The 26,095-nt window shown below is 57.7% G+C and carries 26 protein-coding genes, 1 tRNA gene and 1 pseudogene; 9 read left to right on the forward strand and 19 right to left on the reverse strand.

Features of this window, described 5'->3' with window-relative positions:
• Nucleotides 1-87 precede the first annotated feature (87 nt).
• The 3 genes from ffh (at nt 88) to purB (ending at nt 3,854) form a co-directional block, all read left to right on the forward strand.
• Complete coding sequence (gene ffh, locus ACFOKJ_RS09010) at nt 88-1,452, forward strand: signal recognition particle protein (RefSeq protein ID WP_390278805.1); 1,365 nt, start codon at nt 88-90, stop codon at nt 1,450-1,452.
• 58 nt (nt 1,453-1,510) lie between these two features.
• A complete protein-coding gene (locus ACFOKJ_RS09015) occupies nt 1,511-2,410 on the forward strand; it encodes an ATP-grasp domain-containing protein (RefSeq protein WP_390278807.1) in 900 nt (299 codons plus the stop codon).
• Between the two features lie 73 nt (nt 2,411-2,483).
• Nucleotides 2,484-3,854, forward strand: coding sequence for an adenylosuccinate lyase (gene purB, locus ACFOKJ_RS09020; protein ID WP_390278982.1), 1,371 nt, complete (start codon nt 2,484-2,486; stop codon nt 3,852-3,854).
• A 135-nt stretch (nt 3,855-3,989) separates the two neighbouring features.
• On the opposite strand, the gene ACFOKJ_RS09025 is transcribed toward purB, so the two are convergent.
• From ACFOKJ_RS09025 to ACFOKJ_RS09050, 6 genes are all read right to left on the reverse strand, one after another.
• Nucleotides 3,990-4,066 (reverse strand) — tRNA-Met (locus tag ACFOKJ_RS09025).
• Between the two features lie 47 nt (nt 4,067-4,113).
• Entirely contained in the window at nt 4,114-4,932 is an 819-nt protein-coding gene (locus ACFOKJ_RS09030) for an undecaprenyl-diphosphate phosphatase (RefSeq protein ID WP_390278810.1), read from the reverse strand.
• Nucleotides 4,933-4,997: 65 nt separating this feature from the next.
• Nucleotides 4,998-5,600 (reverse strand): thiol:disulfide interchange protein DsbA/DsbL, encoded by a 603-nt coding sequence (locus ACFOKJ_RS09035; RefSeq protein ID WP_390278812.1) that lies wholly within the window; start codon nt 5,598-5,600, stop codon nt 4,998-5,000.
• Nucleotides 5,601-5,614: 14 nt separating this feature from the next.
• Nucleotides 5,615-6,316 carry an SPOR domain-containing protein gene (locus ACFOKJ_RS09040; protein WP_390278813.1) on the reverse strand — a complete coding sequence of 234 codons (702 nt, stop codon included), beginning with the start codon at nt 6,314-6,316 and terminating at the stop codon, nt 5,615-5,617.
• A 32-nt stretch (nt 6,317-6,348) separates the two neighbouring features.
• Nucleotides 6,349-7,866 (reverse strand): YifB family Mg chelatase-like AAA ATPase, encoded by a 1,518-nt coding sequence (locus tag ACFOKJ_RS09045; protein ID WP_390278815.1) that lies wholly within the window; start codon nt 7,864-7,866, stop codon nt 6,349-6,351.
• A 5-nt stretch (nt 7,867-7,871) separates the two neighbouring features.
• Nucleotides 7,872-8,159, reverse strand: a complete 288-nt coding sequence (locus ACFOKJ_RS09050) for an accessory factor UbiK family protein (RefSeq protein WP_390278816.1) — start codon at nt 8,157-8,159, stop codon at nt 7,872-7,874.
• Nucleotides 8,160-8,417: 258 nt separating this feature from the next.
• On the opposite strand from ACFOKJ_RS09050, the gene glnK reads away from it, so the two are divergent.
• On the forward strand, nt 8,418-8,756 hold the full coding sequence (glnK, locus tag ACFOKJ_RS09055) for a P-II family nitrogen regulator (RefSeq protein WP_174874891.1): 339 nt from the start codon (nt 8,418-8,420) through the stop codon (nt 8,754-8,756).
• 35 nt (nt 8,757-8,791) lie between these two features.
• On the forward strand, nt 8,792-10,099 hold the full coding sequence (locus tag ACFOKJ_RS09060) for an ammonium transporter (RefSeq protein WP_390278820.1): 1,308 nt from the start codon (nt 8,792-8,794) through the stop codon (nt 10,097-10,099).
• Between the two features lie 82 nt (nt 10,100-10,181).
• Here ACFOKJ_RS09060 and ACFOKJ_RS09065 read toward each other — a convergent pair whose 3' ends face one another.
• From ACFOKJ_RS09065 to groES, 11 genes and pseudogenes are all read right to left on the reverse strand, one after another.
• Nucleotides 10,182-10,601 carry a ClpXP protease specificity-enhancing factor gene (locus ACFOKJ_RS09065; protein ID WP_390278821.1) on the reverse strand — a complete coding sequence of 140 codons (420 nt, stop codon included), beginning with the start codon at nt 10,599-10,601 and terminating at the stop codon, nt 10,182-10,184.
• Between the two features lie 9 nt (nt 10,602-10,610).
• Nucleotides 10,611-11,213, reverse strand: coding sequence for a glutathione S-transferase N-terminal domain-containing protein (locus tag ACFOKJ_RS09070; protein ID WP_390278823.1), 603 nt, complete (start codon nt 11,211-11,213; stop codon nt 10,611-10,613).
• A gap of 158 nt (nt 11,214-11,371) precedes the next feature.
• Nucleotides 11,372-12,133, reverse strand: coding sequence for a cytochrome c1 (locus ACFOKJ_RS09075; protein WP_390278825.1), 762 nt, complete (start codon nt 12,131-12,133; stop codon nt 11,372-11,374).
• 13 nt (nt 12,134-12,146) lie between these two features.
• A complete protein-coding gene (locus ACFOKJ_RS09080; RefSeq protein ID WP_390278828.1) occupies nt 12,147-13,484 on the reverse strand; it encodes a cytochrome b in 1,338 nt (445 codons plus the stop codon).
• A 13-nt stretch (nt 13,485-13,497) separates the two neighbouring features.
• On the reverse strand, nt 13,498-14,082 hold the full coding sequence (gene petA / locus ACFOKJ_RS09085; RefSeq protein WP_390278831.1) for a ubiquinol-cytochrome c reductase iron-sulfur subunit: 585 nt from the start codon (nt 14,080-14,082) through the stop codon (nt 13,498-13,500).
• A 124-nt stretch (nt 14,083-14,206) separates the two neighbouring features.
• A complete protein-coding gene (locus ACFOKJ_RS09090; RefSeq protein ID WP_390278833.1) occupies nt 14,207-14,977 on the reverse strand; it encodes a Nif3-like dinuclear metal center hexameric protein in 771 nt (256 codons plus the stop codon).
• A 74-nt stretch (nt 14,978-15,051) separates the two neighbouring features.
• Nucleotides 15,052-15,754, reverse strand: a pseudogene (locus ACFOKJ_RS09095) (IS1595 family transposase); the annotation flags it as partial.
• An 85-nt stretch (nt 15,755-15,839) separates the two neighbouring features.
• On the reverse strand, nt 15,840-16,823 hold the full coding sequence (locus ACFOKJ_RS09100; RefSeq protein ID WP_390278835.1) for an IS5 family transposase: 984 nt from the start codon (nt 16,821-16,823) through the stop codon (nt 15,840-15,842).
• A 51-nt stretch (nt 16,824-16,874) separates the two neighbouring features.
• A complete protein-coding gene (locus ACFOKJ_RS09105) occupies nt 16,875-17,060 on the reverse strand; it encodes a hypothetical protein (RefSeq protein ID WP_390278837.1) in 186 nt (61 codons plus the stop codon).
• 115 nt (nt 17,061-17,175) lie between these two features.
• Nucleotides 17,176-18,816, reverse strand: a complete 1,641-nt coding sequence (gene groL / locus ACFOKJ_RS09110; protein WP_390278839.1) for a chaperonin GroEL — start codon at nt 18,814-18,816, stop codon at nt 17,176-17,178.
• A gap of 47 nt (nt 18,817-18,863) precedes the next feature.
• Nucleotides 18,864-19,151, reverse strand: coding sequence for a co-chaperone GroES (groES, locus tag ACFOKJ_RS09115; protein ID WP_390278841.1), 288 nt, complete (start codon nt 19,149-19,151; stop codon nt 18,864-18,866).
• Nucleotides 19,152-19,378: 227 nt separating this feature from the next.
• On the opposite strand from groES, the gene ACFOKJ_RS09120 reads away from it, so the two are divergent.
• The 4 genes from ACFOKJ_RS09120 (at nt 19,379) to rfbA (ending at nt 24,133) form a co-directional block, all read left to right on the forward strand.
• Nucleotides 19,379-20,398 (forward strand): Wzz/FepE/Etk N-terminal domain-containing protein, encoded by a 1,020-nt coding sequence (locus ACFOKJ_RS09120; protein WP_390278843.1) that lies wholly within the window; start codon nt 19,379-19,381, stop codon nt 20,396-20,398.
• 10 nt (nt 20,399-20,408) lie between these two features.
• Nucleotides 20,409-21,413, forward strand: a complete 1,005-nt coding sequence (gene galE, locus ACFOKJ_RS09125) for a UDP-glucose 4-epimerase GalE (protein WP_390278845.1) — start codon at nt 20,409-20,411, stop codon at nt 21,411-21,413.
• A gap of 223 nt (nt 21,414-21,636) precedes the next feature.
• On the forward strand, nt 21,637-22,692 hold the full coding sequence (gene rfbB / locus ACFOKJ_RS09130; RefSeq protein WP_390278847.1) for a dTDP-glucose 4,6-dehydratase: 1,056 nt from the start codon (nt 21,637-21,639) through the stop codon (nt 22,690-22,692).
• Between the two features lie 565 nt (nt 22,693-23,257).
• Nucleotides 23,258-24,133: a glucose-1-phosphate thymidylyltransferase RfbA gene (rfbA, locus tag ACFOKJ_RS09135; RefSeq protein WP_390278984.1), complete on the forward strand. Its 876-nt coding sequence runs from the start codon at nt 23,258-23,260 to the stop codon at nt 24,131-24,133.
• 246 nt (nt 24,134-24,379) lie between these two features.
• On the opposite strand, the gene ACFOKJ_RS09140 is transcribed toward rfbA, so the two are convergent.
• Complete coding sequence (locus ACFOKJ_RS09140) at nt 24,380-24,565, reverse strand: transposase (protein ID WP_390278850.1); 186 nt, start codon at nt 24,563-24,565, stop codon at nt 24,380-24,382.
• 828 nt (nt 24,566-25,393) lie between these two features.
• The gene (locus ACFOKJ_RS09145) at nt 25,394-26,095 is read right to left on the reverse strand and encodes a hypothetical protein (RefSeq protein WP_390278852.1); all 702 of its coding nucleotides are present in this window, start codon (nt 26,093-26,095) and stop codon (nt 25,394-25,396) included.

Genomic DNA, 26,095 nt, shown 5'->3' on the forward strand with positions numbered 1-26,095 from the left:
ACGCCGGGAGCCCGGGACGTGGTAAAATGGACGATTGCAGAAGTCTACACCAAGCGGAATGCACTTGGCAGACCATAAGGACACCCCATGCTTGACAACCTTTCCTCACGCCTCACCGGTGCGCTGAAAACCTTGCGCGGTCAGGCGCGGCTTAGCGAAACCAATATCCAGGACGCGCTGCGCGAAGTACGCATGGCGCTGCTGGAGGCCGACGTGGCGCTGCCCGTGGTCAAAACCTTTATCGCCAACGTCAAGGAACGCGCGCTGGGCCAGGAAGTACTGGGCAGCCTGACGCCGAGCCAGGCCATGATCGGCGTGGTGAACGAAGAGCTGGTCAAGCTGATGGGCGACAAGAACGACGCCCTGAACCTGGCCGCAGTGCCACCCGCCATCATCCTGATGGCAGGTTTGCAGGGCGCCGGCAAAACCACCACCGTGGGCAAGCTGGCCAAGCTGCTGAAAGAGACGCAGAAGAAAAAGGTGCTGGTGGTTTCTGCCGACGTATACCGTCCGGCCGCCATCCAGCAGCTGCAAATGCTGGCCGAGCAGGTGGGCGTGGAGTGGTTCCCGTCCGATGGTAGCCAGAAGCCGGAAGACATCGCCCGCGCAGCCGTGGACCATGCCAAGCGCCACTTCTTTGATGTGCTGATGGTGGATACCGCCGGCCGCCTGGCCATCGACGACGCCATGATGGCCGAGATCAAGGCGCTGCACGCCTGCCTGAACCCGATCGAAACCCTGTTCGTGGTAGACGCCATGCAGGGCCAGGATGCGGTGAACACCGCCCAGGCCTTCAACGAGGCGCTGCCGCTTACCGGCGTGATCCTCACCAAGATGGACGGCGACTCGCGTGGCGGCGCCGCACTGTCGGTACGTCACATCACCGGCAAGCCGATCAAGTTCATCGGCGTGGGCGAAAAGGTAAGCGGCCTGGAGCCGTTCCACCCGGACCGCCTGGCGGGCCGTATTCTCGGCATGGGTGACGTACTGTCGCTGATCGAGGACGTGCAGAAGGGTATCGACGAGGAAGAAGCGGCCAAGATGGCCAAGAAGCTGAAGTCCGGCAAGGGCTTCGACCTCGAAGATTTCAAGAGCCAGATGCAGCAGATGAAGAAGATGGGCGGCATGACCAGCATGCTGGAGAAGATGCCGGGCGAAATCGGCCAGCTGGCCAAGGGCGTGCAGGGTGCCGAGGCGGAAAAATCCATGCGCCGCATCGAAGGCATCATCAACTCCATGACCATGGCGGAACGCCGCAAGCCAGAGCTGATCAAGGCCAGCCGCAAGCGCCGCATTGCCGCCGGCTCCGGCGTCAGCGTGCAGGAAGTGAACAAGTTGCTGGCCCAGTTCGAGCAAATGCAGAAAATGATGAAGATGTTCTCGTCCAAGGGCGGCATGTTCAAGATGCTCAAGGGCCTCAAGGGCATGAAAGGCATGCTGCCGGGCATGTAAGCCAACTCGAACGGGCGTTGCATACGCCCGTTTTTTACGCACTGTTTTCGCCGATACCATGCAATACGACGTAATTGTCCTGACCGATCACGAACTATTGGCCCTGAACGAGGCTGACTGGTACAGCCGCCAGGTGCACACCGAAGACGGCCTGGTGCTGCAGGCGCTGGAAAAGCTCGGCCTCAAGGTTGGCCGCAAGGACTGGGCCGACCCTGATTTCGACTGGGCCGACTGCCGCAGCGCGGTGTTCCGCACTACCTGGGACTACTTCCACCGCTTCGGCGAATTCGCACCCTGGCTGGCGCGTGTCAGCCAGACCACCCGCCTGTTCAACGAAGCGGCGCTGATCCACTGGAACATCGACAAGCACTACCTGGGCGCGCTGGCAGAAAAAGACGTCAACATCGTGCCCACGGTCTATATCGAACGTGGCGATGCGCGTTCGCTGGCCCATATCGTGGCCGAAACCGGCTGGGATGAGGTGATCCTCAAGCCGGCGGTTTCCGGCTCAGCGCGCCACACCTACCGTTTTGCCGCCACCGACAGCGAGCAGCACGAATGCGTGTTCGGCGAGCTGATCGAGCAGGAAGCGATGATGCTGCAGCCGTTCCAGCGCAACATCCTGGAACAGGGCGAGCTATCGCTGATGATCATCGACGGCAAATACACCCACGCCATCCGCAAGACCGCCAAGGCTGGTGACTTCCGCGTGCAGGACGACCACGGCGGTACCGTGCACCGTTACGAGGCAAGTGCCGACGAGATTCTGTTCGCCGAGGCTGCCGTGGCGGCGGTGCCATTCGACGTGCTGTACGCCCGCGTGGACCTGATCCGCGACAACGATGGCGCGCTTGCCATCATGGAACTGGAAATGATCGAGCCGGAGCTGTTCTTCCGCTTCTGCCCGAGCGCTGCCGATACCCTGGCCAGCGGCATTGCCCGCCGCCTGCAGGCATAAGATTCCGCAGATTTCGTTTTTATTTGAAGCAACCGGCCAGCCCCGCTGGCCAGCAACCTGGAAGCACTGAGTGATGAACCTGACCACGCTGACCGCCCTCTCCCCGCTCGACGGCCGCTACTCCGGCCAAGCCGAAGCGCTGCGCGACATTTTCTCCGAATACGGCCTGATGAAAGCCCGTATCAAGGTAGAGCTGGAATGGCTGAAAATGCTGGCCGCAGAACCGGGCATCGAGGAAGTGAAGCCGTTCTCCGAGGCCACCATCCGCGAGATCGACGACGTGATCGCCAACTTCTCCGTACAGCACGGCGAAGAAGTGAAAGCCATCGAAGCACGCACCAACCATGACGTGAAGGCCATCGAGTACTGGCTGAAAGAGCGTCTGTCCGGCAACCCGGAAGTCATGGCCGCCAGCGAGTTCATCCACTTCGCCTGCACCTCCGAAGACATCAACAACCTCAGCCACGCGCTGATGCTGAAAACCGCGCGCAACACCGTGATGCTGCCGGGCCTGGATGAAGTCATCGGCAAGCTGTCCACCCTGGCGCACGAGCTGGCTGCGGTACCGATGATGAGCCGCACCCACGGCCAGCCGGCCACCCCGTCCACCATGGGCAAGGAACTGGCAAACGTGGTGTACCGCCTGAAGCGCCAGCGCGAGCAACTGGTGAAGCAGGAAATCCTCGGCAAGATCAACGGCGCGGTAGGCAACTACAACGCCCACATCGTGGCCTACCCGGGCGTGGACTGGGAAAGCTTGGCCGACCGTTTCGTTACCGGCCTGGGTCTGACCTTCAACCCGTACACCATCCAGATCGAACCGCACGACTACATGGCCGAGCTGTACCAGCAACTGTCGCGCATCAACACCATCCTGATCGACCTGGACCGCGACGTGTGGGGCTACATCTCTCTGGGCTACTTCAAGCAGAAAGTAAAGAAGGACGAAGTGGGCAGTTCCACCATGCCGCACAAGGTGAACCCGATCGACTTCGAAAACTCGGAAGGCAACCTGGGCCTGGCTAACGCCGTACTGGGCCACCTGGCCGAGAAGCTACCGCTGTCCCGCTGGCAGCGTGACCTGACCGACTCCACCGTGCTGCGCAATATGGGCGTGGGCTTCGGCTACACCCTGCTGGGCTTCAAGGCGCTGATGAAGGGTCTGAACAAGCTGGAACTCAACCCGGCGATGCTGGCTTCCGATCTGGACGCCACCTGGGAGCTGCTGGCCGAGCCGATCCAGACCGTAATGCGCCGCTACGGCGTACCCAACCCGTACGAGCAGCTGAAAGAGCTGACCCGCGGCAAGGATGGCATCACCCGCGACACCCTGGCTGCCTTCATCAAGGGCCTGGAAATTCCGGAAGCAGAAAAAGCCCGCCTGCTGGAACTGACTCCGGCCGGTTACGTGGGCAAGGCCGAGGAACTGGCACGCCGCATCTGAACGTTGGCCGCAAGCTAAAACAAAAGCCACCGCAAGGTGGCTTTTTCATTGCTGGATCACGACTACCGTACTTCACCAATTCGGCGAGGCAGAAATGAAAAAGCCGCAAGCAAATGCTTGCGGCTTTCAGAAACTTGGTTGCGGGGGCAGGATTCGAACCTACGACCTTCGGGTTATGAGCCCGACGAGCTACCAGACTGCTCCACCCCGCGTCAGAGAGAACACATATTAGCCGACTGTAAGTTTCGCGTCAAGCTTTTTATACAGACCAATCCACCAGGCCCCAGAACCAGGTTGCCAGGATCAGCAAACCAAAGGCAATGCGGTACCAGGCGAACACCTCATAACTGTGATTGCCGACAAAGCGCACTAGCGTGCGCACCGCCAGCATGGCACTGAAAAACGCAGCCACGAAGCCCGCCGCGAACATCGGCAACTCACCCAGCGACAACAGCTCGCGGTGCTTGTAAAGGTCGTATACCGTAGCAGCGAACATGGTGGGGACCGCGAGGAAGAAGGAAAACTCAGCCGCCACCTTGCGATCGAGCCCGATGAAGATGCCGCCGATGATGGTGGCACCGGAACGCGATGTCCCCGGAATCATAGCCACCACCTGGGCCAGACCGACTTTCAGAGCATCCCGCCAGCCAATGTCATCCACGCTATGCACCCGTGCCACATGCTGGCGGCGCTCGGCAAACAGAATGATCAGCCCGCCCAGCACCAGCGCGGTAGCCACACTCACGGGATTGAACAGGTACAGCTTGATCTGCTTGATGAACAGCAGCCCCATCACCGCCGCCGGCAGGAATGCCACCAGCAGGTTGGCCGCAAAGCGCTGGGCCTGTGGCTCGCTGCCCAGCCCTTTCAGCACCGAGAGGAAGCGCTCACGATACAGGAACAGCACCGCGAGAATCGCGCCGAACTGGATGGCGATCTCGAAAACCTTGCCATCGTTCTGAAAGCCGATCAGATCGCCCACTACGATCAGGTGGCCGGTACTGGAGATCGGCAAGAACTCGGTAAGGCCCTCTACCAGGCCCAGCAACAGGGCCTTGCCCAGTAACAACGCATCCACTTGTTTCCCTTTCCAAAATAATTTCAGGCCGCCATCGGCGGCCTGAGCAATGAGCATCGGGCGGATTATTTACCGCGCGCCTTGATGATCAGCTCATCTACCACTTTCAGCAGCTGGGCCGGCTCGGCTGCCTTGGCTGCGTACTTGCCTGCCACCACGATGGTCGGCGTACCCTGGATCGCGTAGTCCCTGGTCATCTGGCTGGCCCGCGCCACCTGCGCATTCATGCCAAAGGATTTGTATACCTGCATGAAGGCCTTGGTATCCAGGCCCTTCTGCGCTGCCAGGAATTTGCCCAGCTCGGCTTCGTCAGCCAGGTTCACATGCTGCTGCACCATGGCGGTAAGAGCAGGCGCATGCAGACGCTCCAACGTATTGGTGGTCTTGAAAGTGGCAAACAAACGCGCCAGCGGCTCCATCTGCTGCCCCCACACGATCTGTTCACGGCGGAACTGCACATCCTTGGGCAGTTTCTTCGACCAGGCGGCAATGGAAGGCTCAAGATTGAAGCAATGGATGCAGTGATAAGAGAAGAACTCGATCACCTCGACCTTGCCCGCTGGCGTAGGCTGTGGCTTGGCCAACAGTACGTAATCCTTACCTTCGACAATCGCGGCCTGCACAAAACTGCTGGCAGCCATCAGTACGGCGAACAACCATTTTTTCATGTTTATCTTTCGTTTCACTTAACAGGGAGTTTCACCACGGAGACTTCAATGCCCTCCTGGCGCAGCTTGCCACGCACACTGTCCAGTTCGTCCTGCCGCTCGAACGGGCCGATACGAACCCGGTGCATCAAGCCTTTGTCAGCAACATTGAGCGACTGGATCTTGGCTTCGACCCCCATCAGGGCCAGCCTTGCCTTCATATTGTCGGCATCGCTTTCAGACTGGAAGGCTCCAGCCTGCAGGAAAAACCGCTGACCGGCACTATTCGAGCCGGAGGCAGCATCGGCAGTTCCCTTATCGGGCACCGGAACGGCATCTTGCTGGCCGGGCAGAATCTTGTAGAAATCAAACCGCTGGCCATCGGCATCAAGCGGCGCAGTGGCCGCCGGACTGGCGGGCTTGCGGCCAACCGGTGCGGACGCCGGCTGGGGAGCACTCTCAGGCTTGACCTGCGGAGAAGCCGGCTGCACGGTAGCCAGCTTGCCACCGGGTTCCAGCAATTCTGCCTCTGGCAGCGACGCTGTCTGCTTGCCCTGCAAGCGCTCCAGATTGGTAAATGGAGTGGCCGAGCGGCTCAGGTACATGGAGGCGGCGATGGCGATGCCGACACCTACAATCAGGCCAACAATGATGCCCGCCATCATGCCGCCACCGCCTGCTTTGCGGGACGACGACGCACGACTTCCGCGCGCATTTTTATGATCTTTATTACTCATATCACCCGCTAATCAGCGTTTATTCCAAACTGTCATTCTTGCTTGCCAAAATTGGTCAGCCCTCTACGGAACTGTACCGCCTGCAGCAAATGCTGCCGCCCCACTACGTCTTCCTGCTGCAAATCGGCCAGCGTCCTGGCCACCCGCAATACCCGATGGTAGGCACGGGCGGACAGCGCCAGTTTTTCCAGCAGCTGGTTCAGATACTCCCGCTGCTCTGCCGGCACGGCACAAACGGCGTCCAGCTCGGCCACCGACAATGCGGCATTGGCCTTGCCCTGCCGCTGCAATTGCCGCTCGCGTGCACACACCACCCGCTGCTGCACTACGGCGCTACTGTCACCGGCAGGCTGTTGCTGCAATTCGGCCAACGGCAGGCTGCCCACCTCGACCATCAGATCGAACCGGTCCAGCAAGGGGCCTGATATTTTAGCGCGATATCGTGCGACTTGTTCAGGCGTACAGCGGCAAGCCTTGCGTGCATGCCCCAGAAAACCGCAGGGGCAAGGGTTCATCGCTGCCAATAATTGAAAGCGGGCGGGAAAGGTCACCTGCCGTGCAGCCCGCGAGATATGGATTTCGCCGGTTTCCAGAGGTTCCCGCAGCACTTCCAGCACCTTGCGGTCGAACTCCGCCAGCTCGTCCAGAAACAGTACCCCATGGTGTGCCAGCGTAATCTCCCCCGGCCGGGGGTCGGAGCCACCGCCGACCAGCGCCACCGCCGAAGCGGTATGGTGCGGATGACGGTATGGGCGGCATCCCCAGTTGGCCGCAGCAAAGCCGGCACCACTCAACGATAAGGCAGCCGCGCTTTGCAGCGCCTCATCCGGAGCCATAGGAGGCAGCAGGCCTGGCAATCTTGCGGCCAACATCGACTTGCCGGTACCGGGTGGCCCCTGCAACAACAGGTTGTGGCAACCTGCAGCGGCGATCTCCAGCGCCAGTTTGGCCGCGCCCTGTCCGCGCACGTCTTGCAGGTCCGGGTAGTGCACACTGGAGACCTGCCGGCCGGGGTCCTGCAGGCAGCGAGGCAGCGGCGCCAGCCCAGCCAGATGGGCGCAGACTTCAGCCAGGGTATCCGCCGCGTAGATTTCCACATCCGGCACCAGCGCAGCCTCCTCGGCACTCTGGCGCGGCAGGATGAACTTGCGCCCACTGCCACGCGCGGCGGCCACCATCGCCAGCGCCCCACGCACCGGACGCAACTCGCCGCTGAGCGCCAACTCGCCTGCCAGCTCGTAGTCGGCCAGCGCCTGCGCCGGCAGCTGCCCAGCCGCTGCCAGCAGCGCCACCGCTATCGGCAGATCAAAACGGCCAGACTCCTTGGGCAGATCTGCCGGAGCCAGATTGACAGTGATGCGCCGCGCTGGAAACTCAAAGCCTGACTGCAGCAGCGCAGCTCGCACGCGCTCCCGGCTTTCCTTGACTTCCGTATCCGGCAAACCTACCAAGGTAAACGCCGGCAGGCCATTGGCCAGGTGAGCTTCGACGGCAACCTCTTGCGCAGCCACGCCGGCCAGTGCGCGACTGAGGCAGACGGCGAAGCTCATCGGCGTCAGCTTTGCGGCTCGGTATCGCCCGCTTCGGGCGCCGCTGCGGCTGCAGGCGGGTTGAACTGGGCTTCCAGCTGTGCAAGCCGGCTTTCCATGGCCGTCAGCTGGGCACGTGTCTGTGCCAGCACTTCCTGCTGAATATCAAATTCTTCGCGCGTCACCAGGTCCATGCGGCTGAAGGTAGCCGCCATCATGGCCTTGATGTTTTTCTCCAGATCCTTTGCCGGGCTGGCGGCGATGGTTTCGCTGATCTTGTTGCTGATTTCGTCGAACAGTTTCTGGCTGAACATGGCGTGACCTTGACTATGTCATGAAGGGGGCTTTGAGTTTAGCAAAAACCCTCTGGCACTGCACAAACACTCCTTGCACCAATGCGACGCAAGACTTGCGGCCAGCGTGGTGCATGGTGCAGGCAAAAGCCGAGAGCATGCACCATAAACAGTTATCCAATTGAAAAATAAAGAAAACTATAGCTGGCACACTTCATGCATAGGCAGGCATGTCTCTCCAACCACGCGCCATCAGGCATCTTTACATGAGGAATCGCCATGAAACTGGTCAGTGCCATTATCAAGCCGTTCAAGCTTGACGAAGTGCGGGAAGCGCTCTCCGCAATCGGAGTTCAAGGGATCACCGTCACTGAAGTGAAAGGTTTCGGCCGCCAGAAGGGCCACACCGAGCTCTATCGCGGAGCAGAATACGTCGTGGACTTCCTGCCCAAGGTCAAACTGGAAATCGCCATTGCCAACGAGCTACTCGACCAGGTGGTGGAAGCTATCGAAAACGCAGCCCGTACCGGCAAGATCGGCGATGGCAAGGTCTTCGTTTTCGATCTGGAGCAGGTTGTACGCATTCGTACCGGCGAAACCGGTGCCGACGCCGTCTAACAGCAAAGATCAAGAGCGATAGAGGGAACCTGAGTATGAACAAGAAACTGTTTGCTGCGGCCGGCGCCATCGCGCTGGCGACTGCTCTCCCCGCCCTGGCCGACGGCGCCCCCACCCTGGTGGCCACCAGCACCATCAGTGCTGGTGATACCGCCTGGATGATGACCTCCACGGCCCTGGTACTGTTCATGACCATTCCGGGTCTGGCATTGTTCTATGCCGGCATGGTGCGCAAGAAGAACGTACTGGCCACCCTGATGCAGAGCTTTGCCATCTGTGCAGTCATGACCGTGCTGTGGACCATCGTCGGCTACAGTCTGGCCTTCTCCCCGGGCAACAGCCTGATCGGCGGCCTGGACCGACTGTTCCTGGATGGCATGCTGTACCTGAAGGATGCCGGCAAACTCACCGTGCACCCGCTGGCTGCCACCATCCCGGAAGCAGTATTCATGATGTTCCAGATGACCTTTGCCATCATCACCCCGGCCCTGATCACCGGCGCATTTGCCGAACGCATGAAGTTCTCCTCCATGCTGGTCTTCATGGTGCTGTGGTCGCTGATCGTCTACGTACCGGTAGCTCACTGGGTATGGGCGCCGGGCGGCTGGATGTTTGATCATGGCGTACTGGACTTCGCCGGCGGCACCGTGGTGCACATCAACGCCGGTATCGCCGGCCTGGTCGCAGCCCTGGTACTGGGCAAACGTGTCGGCTTTGGCCGTGAAGCCATGCCGCCGCACAATCTGGTGCTGACCCTGGTGGGTGCCTCCATGCTGTGGGTGGGCTGGTTCGGCTTCAATGCCGGCTCCGCTGTTGCCGCCGATGGCCGTGCCGCCATGGCCATGGTTGCCACGCAGGTCGCCACCGGTATCGCGGCACTGGGCTGGATGGCCGCGGAATGGATCGTCAAGGGCAAACCGTCGGTACTGGGCATTGTGTCCGGCGCGGTGGCAGGCCTGGTGGCCATCACCCCGGCAGCCGGTTTTGTCGACGCCAAGGGCGCGCTGGTAATCGGCCTGGTAGCCGGCGTGGTGTGCTACTGGAGCGCCACCAGCCTGAAACATCTGCTTAAGTACGATGATTCGCTGGATGCTTTCGGCGTGCACGGTGTTGGCGGCATCATCGGCGCCCTGCTCACCGGCGTATTCGCGGTAAAAGAGATTGGCGGCGTGGAAGGCGATATCGTGGTACAGGCAATTGGCGTGGTTGCCACCGCGGCCTACTGCGGCATCATCACCTTCATCCTGCTGAAGATCGTGGATGCCATCATGGGTCTGCGCGTCAACGAGGAAGAAGAGCGCGAAGGCCTGGATGTGGTACTGCACGGCGAACGTGTGGAGTAATACAGCCTGCGGCCAACCCCGGTTGGCCGCAGTACATGACAAAGCCCCCGCAATTGCGGGGGCTTTGTCATTGGCGCAATGTTCAGCGTCGGCCGGGAAAGGTAATGACCTTGGCACCCTTGCCCTCCGCTGCCGGGTCGGCAGTGGGCTCGACTTCCGCCGGGCGGGCCGGCGGTTCCGCACGGCTGCTCAGCGCTTCCAGCTCGAAGCCCATGCCCTCGCCGGATTCGCGGGCAAAGATGGACAGCACATTGCCCACCGGAATCCAGATTTCACGCGACACACCGCCAAAACGGGCAGCAAACGACAACCACTCGTTATCGATCTGCAGCCCCTGGGTGGCGGAGTAGGCAACGTTCAGCACGATTTCGTTATTCTTCACAAACTCCATCGGTACCTGCACGTTCTCATCCACCCATACCACGAGATACGGGGTTTGCCCCTGGTCGGTACACCACTGGTGAATGGCACGGATGAGATAGGGCCTGGTGCTGACTGTCATGGCGATTCCTTACTTGCGCATGGCCTTTTCGGCCGGAGTCAGCGAATCGATGAACGACTGACGCTGGAACAGACGCTCCGCGTACTTGAGAATCGGCGCGGCATTCTTGCCCAGGTCGATACCGTAATGCTCCAGGCGCCACATCAGCGGGGCAATCGCCACATCGATCATGGAGAAGTCGTCACCCAGCATGAACTTCTGCTTGGCAAAGATCGGGGCAATGGTCACCAGACCATCACGAATCGCTTCGCGCGCCCTGGTCGCTTCCTTACCGGTAGCGCCGGCTTCCATGGTCTTCACATTCACGAACAGTTCCTGCTCGAAACGGAACAGGAACAGGCGGGCACGAGCACGCATCACCGGATCAGCCGGCATCAGCTGCGGGTGCGGGAAGCGCTCGTCGATGTATTCATTGATGATGTTGGATTCGTGCAGGATCAGGTCGCGCTCTACCAGCACCGGAACCTCGTTGTACGGGTTCATTACGGCGAGGTCTTCCGGCTTGTTCAGCACGTCCACATCAATAATCTCGAAATCCATGCCTTTTTCGTACAACACGATACGGCAGCGCTGGCTGAACGGGCAGGTGGTTCCGGAATAGAGTGTCATCATGGTGAACGGATTTCCTTCTTGTCGGCGACAATTGATGAAATAACAGGCAATTTTAGCACTTTCGCCAGTCCAATAGCCAATAAAATTACATAAGTCAATGATTACAAAAAGAAAAAGCGGGGTTTTCACCCCGCTTTTCTACTTGCTAACCTGAATGATCAATGCAGGTCTTTCCAGTAGGCCTTCTTCAGGAAGTAAGCAAACGGCAGCAGCAGCAGGAACAGGTACATCAGTACCACGTAACCGATCTGGTGACGCTTCACCTGTGCCGGCTCGCCGACATACACCAGGAAATTGGTCAGGTCGGCCATGCGCTTGTCGAACTCGGCGGTATTGGCCTTGCCGTTCTCCAGCTTGGTCAGGCTACCGGCCTTCACCAGTTCCAGCTTGTGCTCTTCATGACCTTCGGCATTCTTCTCGGTCTTCAGCACCTGCTCGCCTTGCCATTGCCACAGGATGTGCGGCATGCCCACCTTGTCGAACACCAGGTTGTTCCAGCCGGTCGGACGCGTGTCGTCACGGTAGAAACCACGCAGGTAGCCATACAGGTAGTCGGCACCGCGCGAACGGGCAATCACCGACAGATCTGGCGGCGTAGCACCAAACCAGCCCTTGGCATCCTTCTTGTCCATGGCGATGTTCATCGGCTCGCCAATCTTGTCGGTGTTCAGCATCAGATTGCTCTTGATCTGCTCTTCCGACAGGCCGATGTCAGTCAGACGGTTGTAGCGCATCGCGCTGGCCGAATGGCAGGACAGGCAGTAATTGACGAAGATCTGCGCACCACGCTGCAGGCTCTCGGTGTCCTGAATGTTGATCGGAGCCTTTTCCAGCGCCGGACCTTCCGATGCGGCCAACGCACCGGCAGCCGGTACCAGGAGGGCAACCGCGGCAATCAGTTGACGAATGGTCTTGTTCATATTGCCCCCTCTATCAGATGAATTTCGCAAACAGGGTAGCAGCCACCACGGTCACCGCCACCAGCACCAGGAAACGTACCTGACGCGCCGGGGTGCTCATGGTTACACGGGTCGGAACCGGCGTGCTGCCAATGTCGTTCTTGGTGTAGAACGGCATGCCCAGGAAGAATGCGAAGTAGATGACGGAGAACAGCTGTGCCACCACGGTACGCAGGTTGGTGGACGGCAGCGCGCCCAGAATACCCAGACCGATGAAGGCAATGATGAACAGCACCAGCATGAACTTGAACTTGGGACCACGGTAACGGATCGACTTCACCGGCGACTTGTCCAGCCACGGCAGGAAGGCAATCAGCACCACGGCAGCACCCATGGCCAGCACGCCCCATACCTGGGTACCGGCAAAAGACGGTACCGCACGCAGGATCGCGTAGAACGGGGTGAAGTACCATACCGGAGCAATGTGCGGCGGAGTCTTCAGCGGGTCAGCCTGGTCGAAGTTCGGGTGCTCCAGGAAGTAGCCCCCCATCTCCGGGGCAAAGAACACGATGCCAGAGAACACGATCAGGAATACCGCCACACCCAGCACATCCTTAACGGTGTAGTACGGGTGGAACGGAATGCCGTCCAGCGGCTTGCCATCTTCGCCCTTCAGCTTCTTGATCTCGACGCCATCCGGGTTGTTGGAGCCCACTTCGTGCAGCGCGATCAGGTGAGCCACGACCAGAGCCAGCAGGATCAGCGGAATGGCGATCACATGCAGCGCGAAGAAGCGGTTCAGGGTAGCGTCGCCCACCACGAAGTCACCACGGATGAATACCGACAGGTCCGGGCCGATCACCGGGATGGAAGCAAACAGGTTCACGATCACCTGCGCGCCCCAGAACGACATCTGGCCCCACGGCAGCAGGTAGCCCATGAAGGCTTCCGCCATCAGCAGCAGGAAGATCAGCGTGCCGAAAATCCACACCAGTTCACGCGGCTGCTTGTAGGAACCGTAGATCAGGCCACGGAACATGTGCAGGTATACCACCACGAAGAACATGGAGGCGCCGGTAGAGTGCATGTAACGGATGATCCAGCCGCCCGCCACATCACGCATGATGTATTCGACCGAAGCGAACGCCACCGGGATACCTGCGCCATTCAGCGTGGCATCCGGCTTGTAGTTCATGGTGAGGAAAATACCGGTAACGATCTGGATCACCAGCACCAGCAGTGCCAGAGAACCGAAGAAGTACCAGAAGTTGAAGTTCTTTGGTGCGTAATACTCGGTGACGTGCTCCTTCATCATCGAAGACAGCGGGAAGCGGTCGTCTACCCAGTTCAGGATTTTCTGTCCTTTGCTCATGTTCGCTCCTCGCTTATTTGTCTTCGCCGATCAGCAGGCGAGTATCGGCCAGGTACTTGTGCGGCGGGATGACCAGGTTGGCCGGCGCCGGCACACCACTGTACACGCGAGCGGCCAGGTCAAACTTGGAGCCGTGACACGGACAGTAGAAGCCACCCACCCACTTCGGACCCAGGTCGGCCGGCGCGATGTCCGGACGGTGGGTCGGAGAACAGCCCAGGTGGGTACAGATACCCACCGCCACCAGCACTTCCGGCTTGATGGAGCGATGCTTGTTCTTGCAGTACGCGGGCTGGTCGGACGCCTCGGAGGACGGGTCCAGCAAATCACCTTCGATGGTTGCGAGGTTCTTGAGCTGCTCCGGGGTACGGGACAGTACCCATACCGGCTTGCCGCGCCATTCGACGTTGATCTTCTGGCCCGGCTCCAGCTTGCTGATATCCACTTCAACCGGCGCACCAGCAGCCTTGGCACGCTCAGACGGCGCAAAGCTCATCAAAAACGGCACAGCCACACCGGCCGCCGCCACACCACCAACCGCGCTGGTGGCCACCGTCAGAAAGCGACGGCGCCCCGCATCAACGTGTTGTTCACTCATTACAGTCATCCTCAAACGTGGAAACCGAGCTCTAAACTTAAAACTTTACAATTCTACCCGAATCCAAGATGGAACTTGAAGCGCATATGCGTCAAATTGCCTTAATTGCAGTATGGATTTGTCGTCAAACCGGGTTGAACAGATCGACGAAGTCAACCTCCAGACCATGTGTGGAGGCCAGCCATTCACCCAGAGCTTTTACACCATAGCGTTCCGTGGCGTGATGACCTGCCGCAAAAAACGTGACGCCATACTCTTCCGCCAGGTGATGGTTCTGCTCCGATGCCTCCCCGGTGATGAAGGCATCCACCCCCAACGCAATCGCCTGCTCGAAATAGCCCTGCGCCCCACCAGTACACCAGGCCAGGCGGCGAATCTCGCGTTGCGCCGGCCCCAGCAGCAAGGGCTGTCGCCCCAACCTCTGCGCCATGGTTGCGGCCAGCGCCTGCGCCGACAGCGCTACGGCCAGCTCCCCCTGCCACAGCAGCGGCTCGTCCGCACATGGTTGCGCATCGACCATCCCCAGCAGCTGCCCCAATTGCGCGTTATTGCCCAGCAGCGGATGCGCATCCAGCGGCAGGTGATAGGCCAGCAAACTGATGTCGTTTTGCAGCAACGTGGCAATACGCCGGCGCTTGATACCAGTCAATGCTGCCGGCTCGCTCTTCCAGAAATAGCCATGATGCACCAGTACCGCATCCGCCTGCCGCCGCACCGCCTCGTCCAGCAGCGCCTGCGAGGCGGTAACGCCAGTGATGATCCGCCGTACCTCGCCCCTGCCCTCCACCTGCAGGCCATTGGGGGCGTAGTCCTTGAAACGCCAAGGCTCCAACTGCTGATCAAGTACCGACACCAGTTGTTGTAGCTGCATCGCCCGTTCCTTGCATAAATTCATTAGCCGCACATTGTGCCAGAGCCGGCAAAACAATGCGGCCAACCCTTGCACAGGGTTGGCCGCAAAGAAAAAGGCTATGTCCCAATTACGAGTTGGTAGCCTCTCCCGAGAGCCTCCTGCAAACAATGCACCGGCTGAATCTGTCGACGGTAACGCTCCAGCATGCGCCGCCAGCCTAGATAATTGACCAGATACTTGGTCGCCACGCCGTGAAAGCGATCCATCCACTGCTTCAAACGACGGTGGTAGGCATTCACGTTCTGAATATGGANGCACTGCCTCCCTATCCAGTAACGGCTGCAGCGCCTCACACACATGCCGCGCATCCAGCTTGGCCAACTGGAAGTCTGCGGCATGTCCTTCCCGATCGCGCACCACCATCACCGGGATCTGGTCTTTGCCGGTACCCCGGGTGGCGCCGACGCCACCACGCTGGCGGGAGGGGCGCGGCAGCTGGCGCTGTCCCTTGAAGGACTCCAGAAAGAAGGTCTCGTCGGCCTCCACCACGCCACTTTCGTGTGTCGCCTGATGCTGAGCCACCTTGCGCAGGAAGCGATGACGCCACAGAAAGGCAGTGTTCTTGCTGACCCCGCACTGCTCGGCAGCATCGCGAACAGTACGCCCTTGAATCAGCGCTGTGCCGTAATCGAGCCAGTGCTCGGCTTTGCGCAGACGGGCCAGAGGCGTGCCGGACAAGGCATTGCAGGTGCGCAGACAGGCTTTGCAACGATAGCGCCGCAAGCCGCGCGGCCAACCCCAGCCAATTAGGGAAGCGCTGATCAAATCAACGCCCTGATCTCAAGTCGCCCCAGTCCTGATCTTGGAGACGACTACCGCCTTATTTTGTTCGTTTACCTGTCTCTCACTCGCCTACCGCACTCGGTAGGCGGACCTTCCCCCTCAGGCGGCCAGCAGCCGCCCGCGCAGCATGTACAGATTCCAGCATGTTCACCTGCGCCGCATTCTTCGCCAGACCGCGGTAACGCACTTTGGTGTAAGCAAATTGCCGTTTGATCACCCGGAACACATGTTCCACCCGCGCCCGAATGCTGGACTGCTTGCGGTTCTTCTTGCGCTGGCTGGATGACAGCGGATGCGAACGCGAGCCTTTTTCCTGCACGCACCAGCGCAGCCCCAACGCGCGGGCGCCGCGTTTGTAGTCCTGACTGGCATAGCCAGTGTCGCCGAACACCACCTCATCGCTCGCCCGTAATAGCTTGGGTAACTGCTCAATATCCGATCGGTTGGCGGCAGTCGCCACGACGCTATGCACCGCGCCGGAGTTCACATCCACCCCCACATGTAATTTCATGCCGAAGTACCACTGCCGGTTCTTCATGGTTTGATGCATCTCCGGGTCGCGTGCCTTGGCCGCATTCTTGGTGGAGCTGGGGGCGTGAATGATGCTGGCATCCACCATGCTGCCGCGCGAGACAGTAATGCCTTTGGCCTGCAAGTGAGCATTGATCCGGGCCAGCAACTGCGCCGGCAGATCGTGTTTCTCCAGCAGGTGGCGGAAGTTGAGGATGGTGGTTTCATCCGGCAGTGCATCAGTGACACAGGCAAAGCCGGCAAAGCGGCGCACGCTGTCGATTTCGTACAGCGCGTCCTCCATCTGCCGGTCGGAGAAGTTGAACCACTGCTGCAGGCAATAGATGCGAAACATGCTGGCCAGTGGCATGGGCTGGCGCCCACGCCGCCCGGCCTTGGGGTAGTGCGGCTCGATGCAGGAGAGCAGATTCGCCCACGGTACAACGGTTTCCATTTCCGCCAGGAACAGTTCACGCCGGGTCTGGCGCTTCTTGTTGCGGTACTCCAGTTCGGCAAAAGAGGTCTGCTGCTGCATGGCATCGGCCCGCGAAGGTGGATGCCGCATTCTCGCATGAGGCGGATTTGTTCAGCGCTTCCTTAGCTGTTGTGCCGGCGCGGCACAGTGCGGACAAGCGAGCAGGTCAGGGAGAGACTCGGCCAGCACGTCATGGCGTGGCTGCGTTTGCAGAGTGAGCTGGAGAGTGGCTTTCTGCTTGGGGCTAAGCGAGTCGAGCTGGGCAAGCAGGCGTTGAAAGGATTGGGTATCCATCATCGCGCTCCTGGTGAGGTGCTTGCTTCAGCTTAGCTACCAACTCGTAATTGGGACATAGCCAAAAAAAACCCCGCAGCAAGCTGCGGGGTTCTAGCTCGGTGAGAGAGCAGGCAGATTACATCATGCCGCCCATGCCACCCATACCGCCCATGTCCGGCATAGCCGCAGCCGGCTTGTCTTCCGGCAGCTCGGCGATCATGCAGTCGGTGGTCAGCATCAGGCCAGCTACGGATGCAGCATGCTGCAGCGCGGAGCGGGTTACCTTGGCCGGATCCAGCACGCCCATTTCGATCATATCGCCGTATTCACCGCTGGCAGCGTTGTAACCAAAGTTACCCTTGCCTTCCAGCACCTTGTTCACCACCACGGACGGCTCGTCGCCAGCGTTCTGCACGATCTGACGCAGCGGCGCTTCGATCGCCTTCAGTACGATCTTCACGCCAGCAGCCTGATCGGCGTTGATGGTTTCAACGGACTCGACAGCAGCGCGGGCACGCAGCAGGGCAACACCACCGCCCGGTACCACGCCTTCCTCAACAGCAGCGCGGGTAGCGTGCAGCGCGTCTTCCACGCGAGCCTTCTTCTCTTTCATCTCCACTTCAGTGGCAGCGCCAACCTTGATCACGGCAACACCGCCAGCCAGCTTGGCCACGCGCTCTTGCAGCTTTTCACGATCGTAGTCGGAAGTCGCAGCTTCGATCTGCTGACGCACTTCGGTCACGCGAGCCTGGATGGCAGCTACGTCGCCAGCGCCGTCGATAATGGTAGAGTTTTCCTTGCCTACTTCAACGCGCTTGGCTTGGCCCAGCATGTCCAGGGTAACTTTTTCCAGGGTCAGGCCAACTTCTTCAGCGATAACGGTACCGCCGGTCAGCACAGCGATGTCCTGCAGCATGGCCTTGCGACGATCGCCAAAGCCCGGAGCCTTGACAGCAACCACTTTCAGAATGCCGCGGATGGTGTTCACCACCAGAGTAGCCAGTGCTTCGCCCTCTACGTCTTCTGCGATGATCAGCAGCGGACGGCCGGACTTGGCCACTTGCTCCAGTACCGGCAGCAGGTCACGGATGTTGGAGATCTTTTTGTCGAACAGCAGGATGAACGGATTGTCCAGTGCGGCAATCTGCTTTTCCGGGTTGTTGATGAAGTACGGGGACAGGTAGCCGCGGTCAAACTGCATACCTTCAACCACGTCCAGTTCATTGTTCAGGCTCTTGCCGTCTTCAACGGTAATCACGCCTTCCTTGCCCACTTTTTCCATCGCGTTGGCGATGATTTCACCGATATCGGAATCGGAGTTGGCGGAGATGGAGCCAACCTGAGCGATTTCCTTGGTAGTGGCACACGGTTTGGCAATGTTGGCGATCTCGCTGACCAGCGCAACCACAGCCTTGTCGATACCGCGCTTCAGATCCATCGGGTTCATGCCGGCGGTTACGAACTTCATGCCTTCGTGCACGATGGCCTGGGCCAGCACGGTAGCGGTGGTGGTACCGTCACCGGCTACGTCGGAAGTCTTGGAAGCCACTTCCTTCACCATCTGGGCGCCCATGTTTTCGAACTTGTCCTTCAGTTCGATTTCCTTGGCAACGGAAACACCATCCTTGGTGATGGTCGGTGCGCCGAAGGAGCGATCCAGTACTACGTTGCGGCCTTTCGGGCCCAGGGTCACTTTAACGGCATCAGCCAGAATGTTGACACCCACCACCATCTTGGCGCGGGCGGAATCACCAAAGCGTACGTCTTTTGCAGCCATTTTCATCAATCTCCAGAATCTGTATCAAACAAGTATGACGGGTCGGATTACTCGACGATGCCCATCACATCTTCTTCGCGCATAACCAGCAGCTCTTCGCCGTCAACCTTCACGGTCTGGCCGGAGTACTTGCCGAAGATAACCTTGTCGCCAACCTTCAGCTCCAGGGCACGGCGTTCGCCGTTTTCCAGAATCTTGCCGTGGCCCACGGCAACAACTTCGCCCATGTCCGGCTTCTCGGCAGCTGCGCCCGGCAGAACGATGCCGGAAGCAGTCTTCTCTTCAGCTTCAAGGCGCTTGATAACAACACGGTCGTGCAGAGGACGGATTGCCATTCTTTTCTCCTAGCTTTACTAGCGGTAGTACACAGGAACGTAGATTTACGTTGCAGTGTGGGCGTAACGCACCATACGGCATTAGCACTCACTGCTTGTGAGTGCTAATGGTAGGGGCGGGAGAAAGGGTTTTCAAGGGGGCAGCTACACACTTTTGACGTCCGCGCACAGGGATCCATCTGCTTGGTATAATCCAGGGACTCGACATACAAATTGATCAAATGCTAATGAACCTACACGCCGTCAAGCCCCAAGAAGACGAAGAGATCGGTCTCACCGAACTGATCGCCAAACTATGGCGTGGGCGTTGGACAATAGCAAGCATCACTGGCAGTACAGTGATGCTTGCCTGCGTGTACGCGTTCAACTCTCCGCAGGTCTGGACGTCCATGGCAACGATTGCGCCCCCCTCTATCGAACAAATGGGAGAATACTATCTTGCAAAACGTCAACTGGACGCTGCTCCATTGTTTTCCAAACCTGACGGCAGAGTGTCGGTCAGTGTACAAAGCACACCGACACCGACACCGACACCGACATCTGCAGAGGCAGAACAAGCAGGACAACTATTCGAAGTAACAAAACTACTGCTCGACACCACACCGGGTGTAATGCTCCTGCGCCCGGATGGTCGCAAGCAGCAACTTTTCCAGGTGCAAAGTAGCGCCCAGACCCCAGCGGCGGCTCAACAACAACTCAATCAGGCATTCAAGCTGATTAATCGGCAACTAGCCACACAAAAAGCACAAGAATTACGTAGCCAGCGAAATCTATTGCAAGCCTCGCTGCGCCAAGAACAGGAAGAGCTTGTCAGCCAAGCCAAGGCCATACGTACCAAAGAGCTAGCTCAAACGCGATTGGCACTTGACACCGCAAAACGTGCAGGCTTGATAAACTTCAATGGCAATAGCTATGCAGGCCTTGAGGCGGCGCAGACACATTATCTGCTTGGCAGCAAACTATTGCAGGCAAGACTGACTACCCTCGAACATGCCCCACTGGACTATCCAGAGCGCTATTACGAGATCAATGACGCACTCAAAGAAATACAAAAACTACCAAAGGTGGGGATAGGCAACCTCGCCGGCTTTCAGCTTATTTCCGAACCATCTTTGCCATCGCACCGCGACAAGCCAAAGCGCTCGCTGATTATCGCGCTTGCCGCAATTGTCGGTCTGCTACTAGGCAGCCTGTGGATACTCGGCCACGACGTGCTCGCCGAACTACGCGACAAACTGAAAGATTGAGGAACCAGACATGATCCTGGTCACTGGAGGTGCTGGTTATATAGGCAGCCACACATGTGTGCAATTGCTTGAGGCCGGGTACGAAGTGGTTGTACTCGACAATTTCAGTAACAGCAAACCCGAGGCACTGTGCCGCGTCGGAAAAATCACCGGTCGCATACCATTGCTAGTCGACGGTGACATCCTCGACCGGGATAAACTCGACTTGGTGCTGCACTATCCGATCAAGGCAGTGATCCACTTCGCCGGCCTGAAGGCAGTCGGCGAATCGGTGGCACAACCGCTCGCCTACTACCATAACAACGTCACTGGCACGCTGACACTGCTACAGGCAATGCAGCATCATGGCGTGAAAGACTTGGTGTTTTCATCCAGTGCCACCGTGTACGGCGCCCCAGCCTGCGTGCCAATCCGCGAGGACTTTCCGCTGTCTGCGACCAACCCGTACGGCCGCAGCAAGCAGATGATCGAGGATATGTTGCGAGATCTTGCTCATGCAGAGCCTGACTGGAATATCGCCATCCTGCGCTACTTCAATCCGGTAGGTGCACATCCGTCCGGACTGATCGGCGAAGACCCGAAAGGCCCGCCTAACAACCTTATGCCCTTCATCAGCCAGGTTGCCGTAGGCAAGCGCGATGCACTGAATATCTTCGGAAATGACTACCCAACCGTAGACGGCACCGGCGTACGCGACTACATCCACGTCGATGATCTTGCACGCGGGCACTTGGCCGCCCTCGACGCACTCAGACACACTGGAGGACTGATTACCACGAATCTCGGTACCGGTCGCGGCTACTCCGTACTCGAAGTATTGAAAGCATTCGAAGCGGCCTGCGGCAAGACCCTGCCCTATCACATCGTGCCACGCCGCTCCGGCGACGTTGCCGCATGCTGGGCCGACCCTACTGCCGCGCGAGAGCAATTGGGCTGGCAAGCCGAAAAAGGGATAGACGAGATGTGTGCGGACAGCTGGCGCTGGCAGCACTCCAACCCGGATGGTTACGTCTAAACCCAAAAAACAGACACCAGTACGTAGTTCTACGGGTACCCACGCCCGCTGCCACCAGTAAAGTGCCCCCCAAGCTCATAGATGAGACCACATCGGCCGGCGGCGCCCTAAAGCTGCGAGTGGTACGGAAGACAAGGCGCCCTTGCGACTGGCGGCTTACCCGCTTCACCCTATGCGCCGACAACTAGGGCCCACACGATTAACCCGATTCAGGAAGCATGACATGATTCTCGTCACCGGCGGCGCAGGCTTTATCGGTGCCAACTTCATCCTCGACTGGCTCGCACAAGGCGGCGAAGCCATCATCAACCTCGACAAGCTCACTTACGCCGGCAATCTGCAGACTCTCGCATCACTGGAGGACGACGCTCGTCATATCTTTGTGCGCGGCGACATTGGTGATCGTGCGTTAGTCTCGCGCCTGCTCTTCGAATACCGTCCTCGCGCTTTGATCAACTTTGCAGCCGAAAGTCATGTCGACCGCAGCATCCACGGCCCGGGCGACTTCATCCACACCAACGTGGTCGGCACCTTCAACCTGCTCGAAAGCGTGCGCGGCTACTGGAACAAACTTCCCTCCGAAGAAAAGGCCGCGTTCCGCTTCTTGCACGTGTCGACTGATGAGGTTTACGGCTCGCTCGCGCCGGATGAGGCACCGTTCAGTGAGAGCCACCGCTATAAGCCGAACAGCCCTTATTCGGCCAGTAAAGCTGCGTCCGACCACATGGTGCGCGCATGGCATCACACCTATGGCCTGCCGGTGCTGACCACCAACTGCAGCAACAACTACGGGCCTTACCACTTCCCGGAAAAGTTGATCCCGCTGGTCATCCTCAATGCGCTTGCCGGCAAAGAACTACCCATCTATGGCGACGGCATGCAGGTGCGCGACTGGTTGTACGTGAAAGACCACTGCAGCGCAATCCGACACGTATTGGCGAATGGTCGCCCAGGCGAGACCTACAACATCGGCGGCAGGAACGAGAAGCCGAACATAGAGGTGGTGCGCACAATATGCGCGATCCTCGACCAACTCGCTCCACGTGCGGACGGCGCCCCTTACGCGCAGCAAATCAGCTTTGTTACCGACCGCCCGGGCCACGACCGCCGCTACGCAATCGACGCACGAAAACTGGAGCAGGAACTAAGTTGGACGCCGGCCGAAACCTTCGAGACCGGCATACGTAAGACAGTTGAGTGGTACCTCGCCAATCAAGACTGGGTGGAAAACATCAGCAGCGGCGCGTACCGGGAGTGGGTGGAGAAGCAATATGGCTGAACTTGCAAGCCATGCTGGCACGCGCAACATATAGCGGCGGCCGACTCACTGCCCAGTTGCATGTAAATCAGCGCCATACTCCTTCACACGACTCTCTGGGCATCTGATGCACACCAAACCCAGCCACGAGGCCAAAGTATTACTTAATTTTGAACAGCAGGGCTACATTTGCAATATGTCGCTGATCAACATCGAAAATTGCCCCGTAGCAAGATTTTGCGTGCCCGCGAACCGCTCGTCCCACACTATCTGTTTATCTGGCTGGGCAGTAGCGAAAGGGATGGAGCTGGGTTACGTGGATTGGCTACGGCATGCAATGGGCTGCCCCCCCAGAGCCAACTCGAACAGCGCCTTCCCAAATGCCGCGCGTGCCAAGACCATTTAGCAACGCAAACGGGAAGAAGATGTCTCGCTCAGTAGAAGAACTGCATTGCTGCTTGATGAAATAAAAATTATGGAAATAAAAAAGTGATGCATGATTCTGGGCGATAGGATAAAACACCTGCTAAACATTGGATTTCGTGAGCATCATCCGGACAATACCCTCATCTCGTCAAACTCCAACATGAATAAACCACGCAAAGGCATCATCCTTGCCGGTGGCTCCGGGACCCGCCTCTACCCGGCCACACTCGCCGTCAGCAAACAACTGCTGCCGATCTACGACAAGCCGATGATCTACTATCCGCTGAGCACCTTGATGCTCGCCGGCATCCGCGACATCCTGATCATCTCCACTCCCCAGGACACACCTCGCTTCGAGCAACTGCTGGGCGATGGCAACAAGTGGGGCTTATCTCTAAGCTACGCAATACAACCCAGCCCGGATGGCATAGCTCAAGCCTTCCTGATCGGCGAAACCTTCCTTGATGGTGCGCCCTCCGCACTAGTACTCGGCGACAACATCTTTTACGGCCACAGTTTTGCCTCACTACTGCGCAACGCCAGCGCCAAACAAGTTGGAGCCAGTGTTTTCGCATACCACGTGAACGATCCGGAACGCTATGGAGTTGTCGAATTCGACTCCAATGGCAAAGCCCTATCCATCGAAGAAAAACCCGAGCAACCCAAGAGCAGCTACGCCGTCACCGGCCTATACTTCTACGACAAACAGGTAGTCGACATCGCAAAAACAATAGAGCCCTCGCACCGGGGCGAGCTGGAAATCACAGACGTTAACAACGTCTACCTGCAACAAGGAAGACTAGACGTGCAGACCATGGGACGTGGTTACGCCTGGCTAGATACTGGCACCCACGAATCCATGCTTGAAGCCAGCCAGTTCATCTCCACCATCGAAAGTCGTCAAGGACTGAAAGTCGCCTGCCCAGAAGAAATTGCCTTTCTTAGTGGCTGGATTAATGAGGCGCAGGTAGAAAAGCTGGCCACCCCACTCCAAAAAACCGCTTATGGCCAATATCTGCTGCAACTATTGAGCTGAGTCTGACATCCCCCTGTAATGGGCCATTGATAGAAGCCGGCAAGGGCAACTTGCAACAAACGGCACATGCTTGTCAGCAGCCAAGTAGTCGATGCTCATTCATGAAACGGAACCTTACTCGAACTCCCAGGCAAAGTACCGCACGGCTTTACTTAGATATATCTCGCTCTTCTTCTGTGTGCGATACAGTTACTCCTTCAGGCGAAGGGCTTAGCTCTTGGCCTCGATCAGCTCAGCAGCCTGATGCTACGAGTTATCCGGGCTGACTGCTTTCGGCCATTTGAACAGGCTATGGCTGGAAACACGTAGCCGAGCGGAAACCTCGGCGACAGAGTAGCCGCGTTCAGTGAGCTGCTTGACGGCTTCTTCTTTGCATTCAGGGCAAAACGCTTTGAGCGCATGGGTAACACACCATACCAAATCATATGGCAAAATTGTCTACAAGTGCCAGGGCCGCCCAGCTCCTGGAAGTTACCTCAAGGGGTTGCTGGGGTTGCAACTAAGCAAATTAGCTTGGTCCTTGCGTCACTGTCCACAATTTCCGACCTCCGAATGGAAAAACCTGCGCCACGCAAGAGCGAGATATAGTTATGATTAAAGCAGAACGGATTGGGGCGTAATCCAAAACGTGTTGTGACGTGCGGCTCCAGTAACAAAATAGATGCCCCCTCCTTTTTTAAACACAGAAACACCTCGTTAAGTTCGTGACCAGTTACATACATGAGTGCCCCCAAAGAAATAAACAAGCTCACATCACATTCTGTAATCAGTCGCAGAGTATCACCAACGGATCCAATTATATGATCTCCATAGGACGCATACAATTTACAAGGTGTTAGATTGACCCCCGATATACGGGCTTTCTGGTCACAGTCTCTTACCAATCGAGCTATATCAGGGGTCCCCGCCCCGAATTCAATAACGTGAGCACCTCTCCTATAATCAGCCGTCTCCATAAACTCTCGAATAAAACCATGCCGTATGGGAACATCGTTCGGAGACATCGAGCTGATCTTGGATGCTAGCCAGGTTTGGGCCGATTTATCCTGCCAAATCCGATTTGATATAGCATTAACTACAGACTGCGGAAAAAAATTTAATATAAAAATTAATATATACCTCAGAGCACGCGCAGAGACATTAGCTACCGGCTCACCGAGCAGGATTTTTTTAACTTCACTGAATAAAATGTTTGTCATGAGAACTTAACAACACTAAGAGTTCCGAATGTGCATCAAAATACAGTCAAATTTCAACGCTTTAATTAAGCACCGAAAACAATTCGGCGCCCCCCTTCCCTGCCGAACCCAATTCTCTGATCACTACTTCAGAGAGCAAATCAAAAATTTTCTCATGTCCTGCAATATTTGGATGATGAAAATCAGACATGACATCTGCCACTTCAATTTTTGATGTAGAAATGAATTTATGGCAACTTAAAATCTGATTAAACTTAAAAATATTTTCACTCACCCCACTCAATTTAGCTTCGTATCCATCCGAGGCTGGCAATATGCCAATCCAATAAATATTATCAAAGGCATCATTGAACCGTTGCACGTACTTAGAAAAAGATTCAGGCGATGTATAAGTGATCTTCCGCACAAACCTCAAAAACCGGCTAAGTTTCCTGACAACATAAAATACCGGCTTTCTAGCCAATGGCAGTAACGATAAAAGCCGATTTTCACCCAAGGTAAGCGCACGTGGGGCACAGTCCACTATTCCAGACTGTATAAAAACAATATCCGGGCACAAAGTTTCCTGATAATACCAAGTCATGTCGAAGAGCTCGGCAATCGTCGCCCCTCCACGCCCCAGATGGATAAAATCAAAGTGAGGGAAGCGCTCTTTTAACCGCGCAACATATGTATGTTCGTAATTTACAAACTCAGGTTCCTTTCTTGGAAAGCCAAGAGAATCTGTTACAATCAATATGCGCCGCGTTTTTGAATTAGACAT

It is taken from the genome of Vogesella amnigena, assembly GCF_042648905.1.
Classification (GTDB): domain Bacteria; phylum Pseudomonadota; class Gammaproteobacteria; order Burkholderiales; family Chromobacteriaceae; genus Vogesella; species Vogesella amnigena.

Coding starts and splice junctions, on each gene's coding strand:
- galE (WP_390278845.1), top strand. CDS start 20,409: ATGATCCTGGTCACTGGAGGTGCTGGTTATATAGGCAGCCACACATGT.
- groES (WP_390278841.1), bottom strand. CDS start 19,151: ATGGCAATCCGTCCTCTGCACGACCGTGTTGTTATCAAGCGCCTTGAA.
- ACFOKJ_RS09080 (WP_390278828.1), bottom strand. CDS start 13,484: ATGAGCAAAGGACAGAAAATCCTGAACTGGGTAGACGACCGCTTCCCG.
- ACFOKJ_RS09050 (WP_390278816.1), bottom strand. CDS start 8,159: ATGTTCAGCCAGAAACTGTTCGACGAAATCAGCAACAAGATCAGCGAA.
- ACFOKJ_RS09145 (WP_390278852.1), bottom strand. CDS start 26,095: ATGTCTAATTCAAAAACGCGGCGCATATTGATTGTAACAGATTCTCTT.
- ffh (WP_390278805.1), top strand. CDS start 88: ATGCTTGACAACCTTTCCTCACGCCTCACCGGTGCGCTGAAAACCTTG.
- purB (WP_390278982.1), top strand. CDS start 2,484: ATGAACCTGACCACGCTGACCGCCCTCTCCCCGCTCGACGGCCGCTAC.
- ACFOKJ_RS09065 (WP_390278821.1), bottom strand. CDS start 10,601: ATGACAGTCAGCACCAGGCCCTATCTCATCCGTGCCATTCACCAGTGG.
- rfbA (WP_390278984.1), top strand. CDS start 23,258: ATGAATAAACCACGCAAAGGCATCATCCTTGCCGGTGGCTCCGGGACC.
- ACFOKJ_RS09040 (WP_390278813.1), bottom strand. CDS start 6,316: ATGAGTAATAAAGATCATAAAAATGCGCGCGGAAGTCGTGCGTCGTCG.
- ACFOKJ_RS09060 (WP_390278820.1), top strand. CDS start 8,792: ATGAACAAGAAACTGTTTGCTGCGGCCGGCGCCATCGCGCTGGCGACT.
- ACFOKJ_RS09120 (WP_390278843.1), top strand. CDS start 19,379: ATGAACCTACACGCCGTCAAGCCCCAAGAAGACGAAGAGATCGGTCTC.
- ACFOKJ_RS09035 (WP_390278812.1), bottom strand. CDS start 5,600: ATGAAAAAATGGTTGTTCGCCGTACTGATGGCTGCCAGCAGTTTTGTG.
- rfbB (WP_390278847.1), top strand. CDS start 21,637: ATGATTCTCGTCACCGGCGGCGCAGGCTTTATCGGTGCCAACTTCATC.
- ACFOKJ_RS09015 (WP_390278807.1), top strand. CDS start 1,511: ATGCAATACGACGTAATTGTCCTGACCGATCACGAACTATTGGCCCTG.
- ACFOKJ_RS09045 (WP_390278815.1), bottom strand. CDS start 7,866: ATGAGCTTCGCCGTCTGCCTCAGTCGCGCACTGGCCGGCGTGGCTGCG.
- groL (WP_390278839.1), bottom strand. CDS start 18,816: ATGGCTGCAAAAGACGTACGCTTTGGTGATTCCGCCCGCGCCAAGATG.
- ACFOKJ_RS09070 (WP_390278823.1), bottom strand. CDS start 11,213: ATGATGACACTCTATTCCGGAACCACCTGCCCGTTCAGCCAGCGCTGC.
- ACFOKJ_RS09105 (WP_390278837.1), bottom strand. CDS start 17,060: ATGATGGATACCCAATCCTTTCAACGCCTGCTTGCCCAGCTCGACTCG.
- glnK (WP_174874891.1), top strand. CDS start 8,418: ATGAAACTGGTCAGTGCCATTATCAAGCCGTTCAAGCTTGACGAAGTG.
- petA (WP_390278831.1), bottom strand. CDS start 14,082: ATGAGTGAACAACACGTTGATGCGGGGCGCCGTCGCTTTCTGACGGTG.
- ACFOKJ_RS09100 (WP_390278835.1), bottom strand. CDS start 16,823: ATGCAGCAGCAGACCTCTTTTGCCGAACTGGAGTACCGCAACAAGAAG.
- ACFOKJ_RS09090 (WP_390278833.1), bottom strand. CDS start 14,977: ATGAATTTATGCAAGGAACGGGCGATGCAGCTACAACAACTGGTGTCG.
- ACFOKJ_RS09075 (WP_390278825.1), bottom strand. CDS start 12,133: ATGAACAAGACCATTCGTCAACTGATTGCCGCGGTTGCCCTCCTGGTA.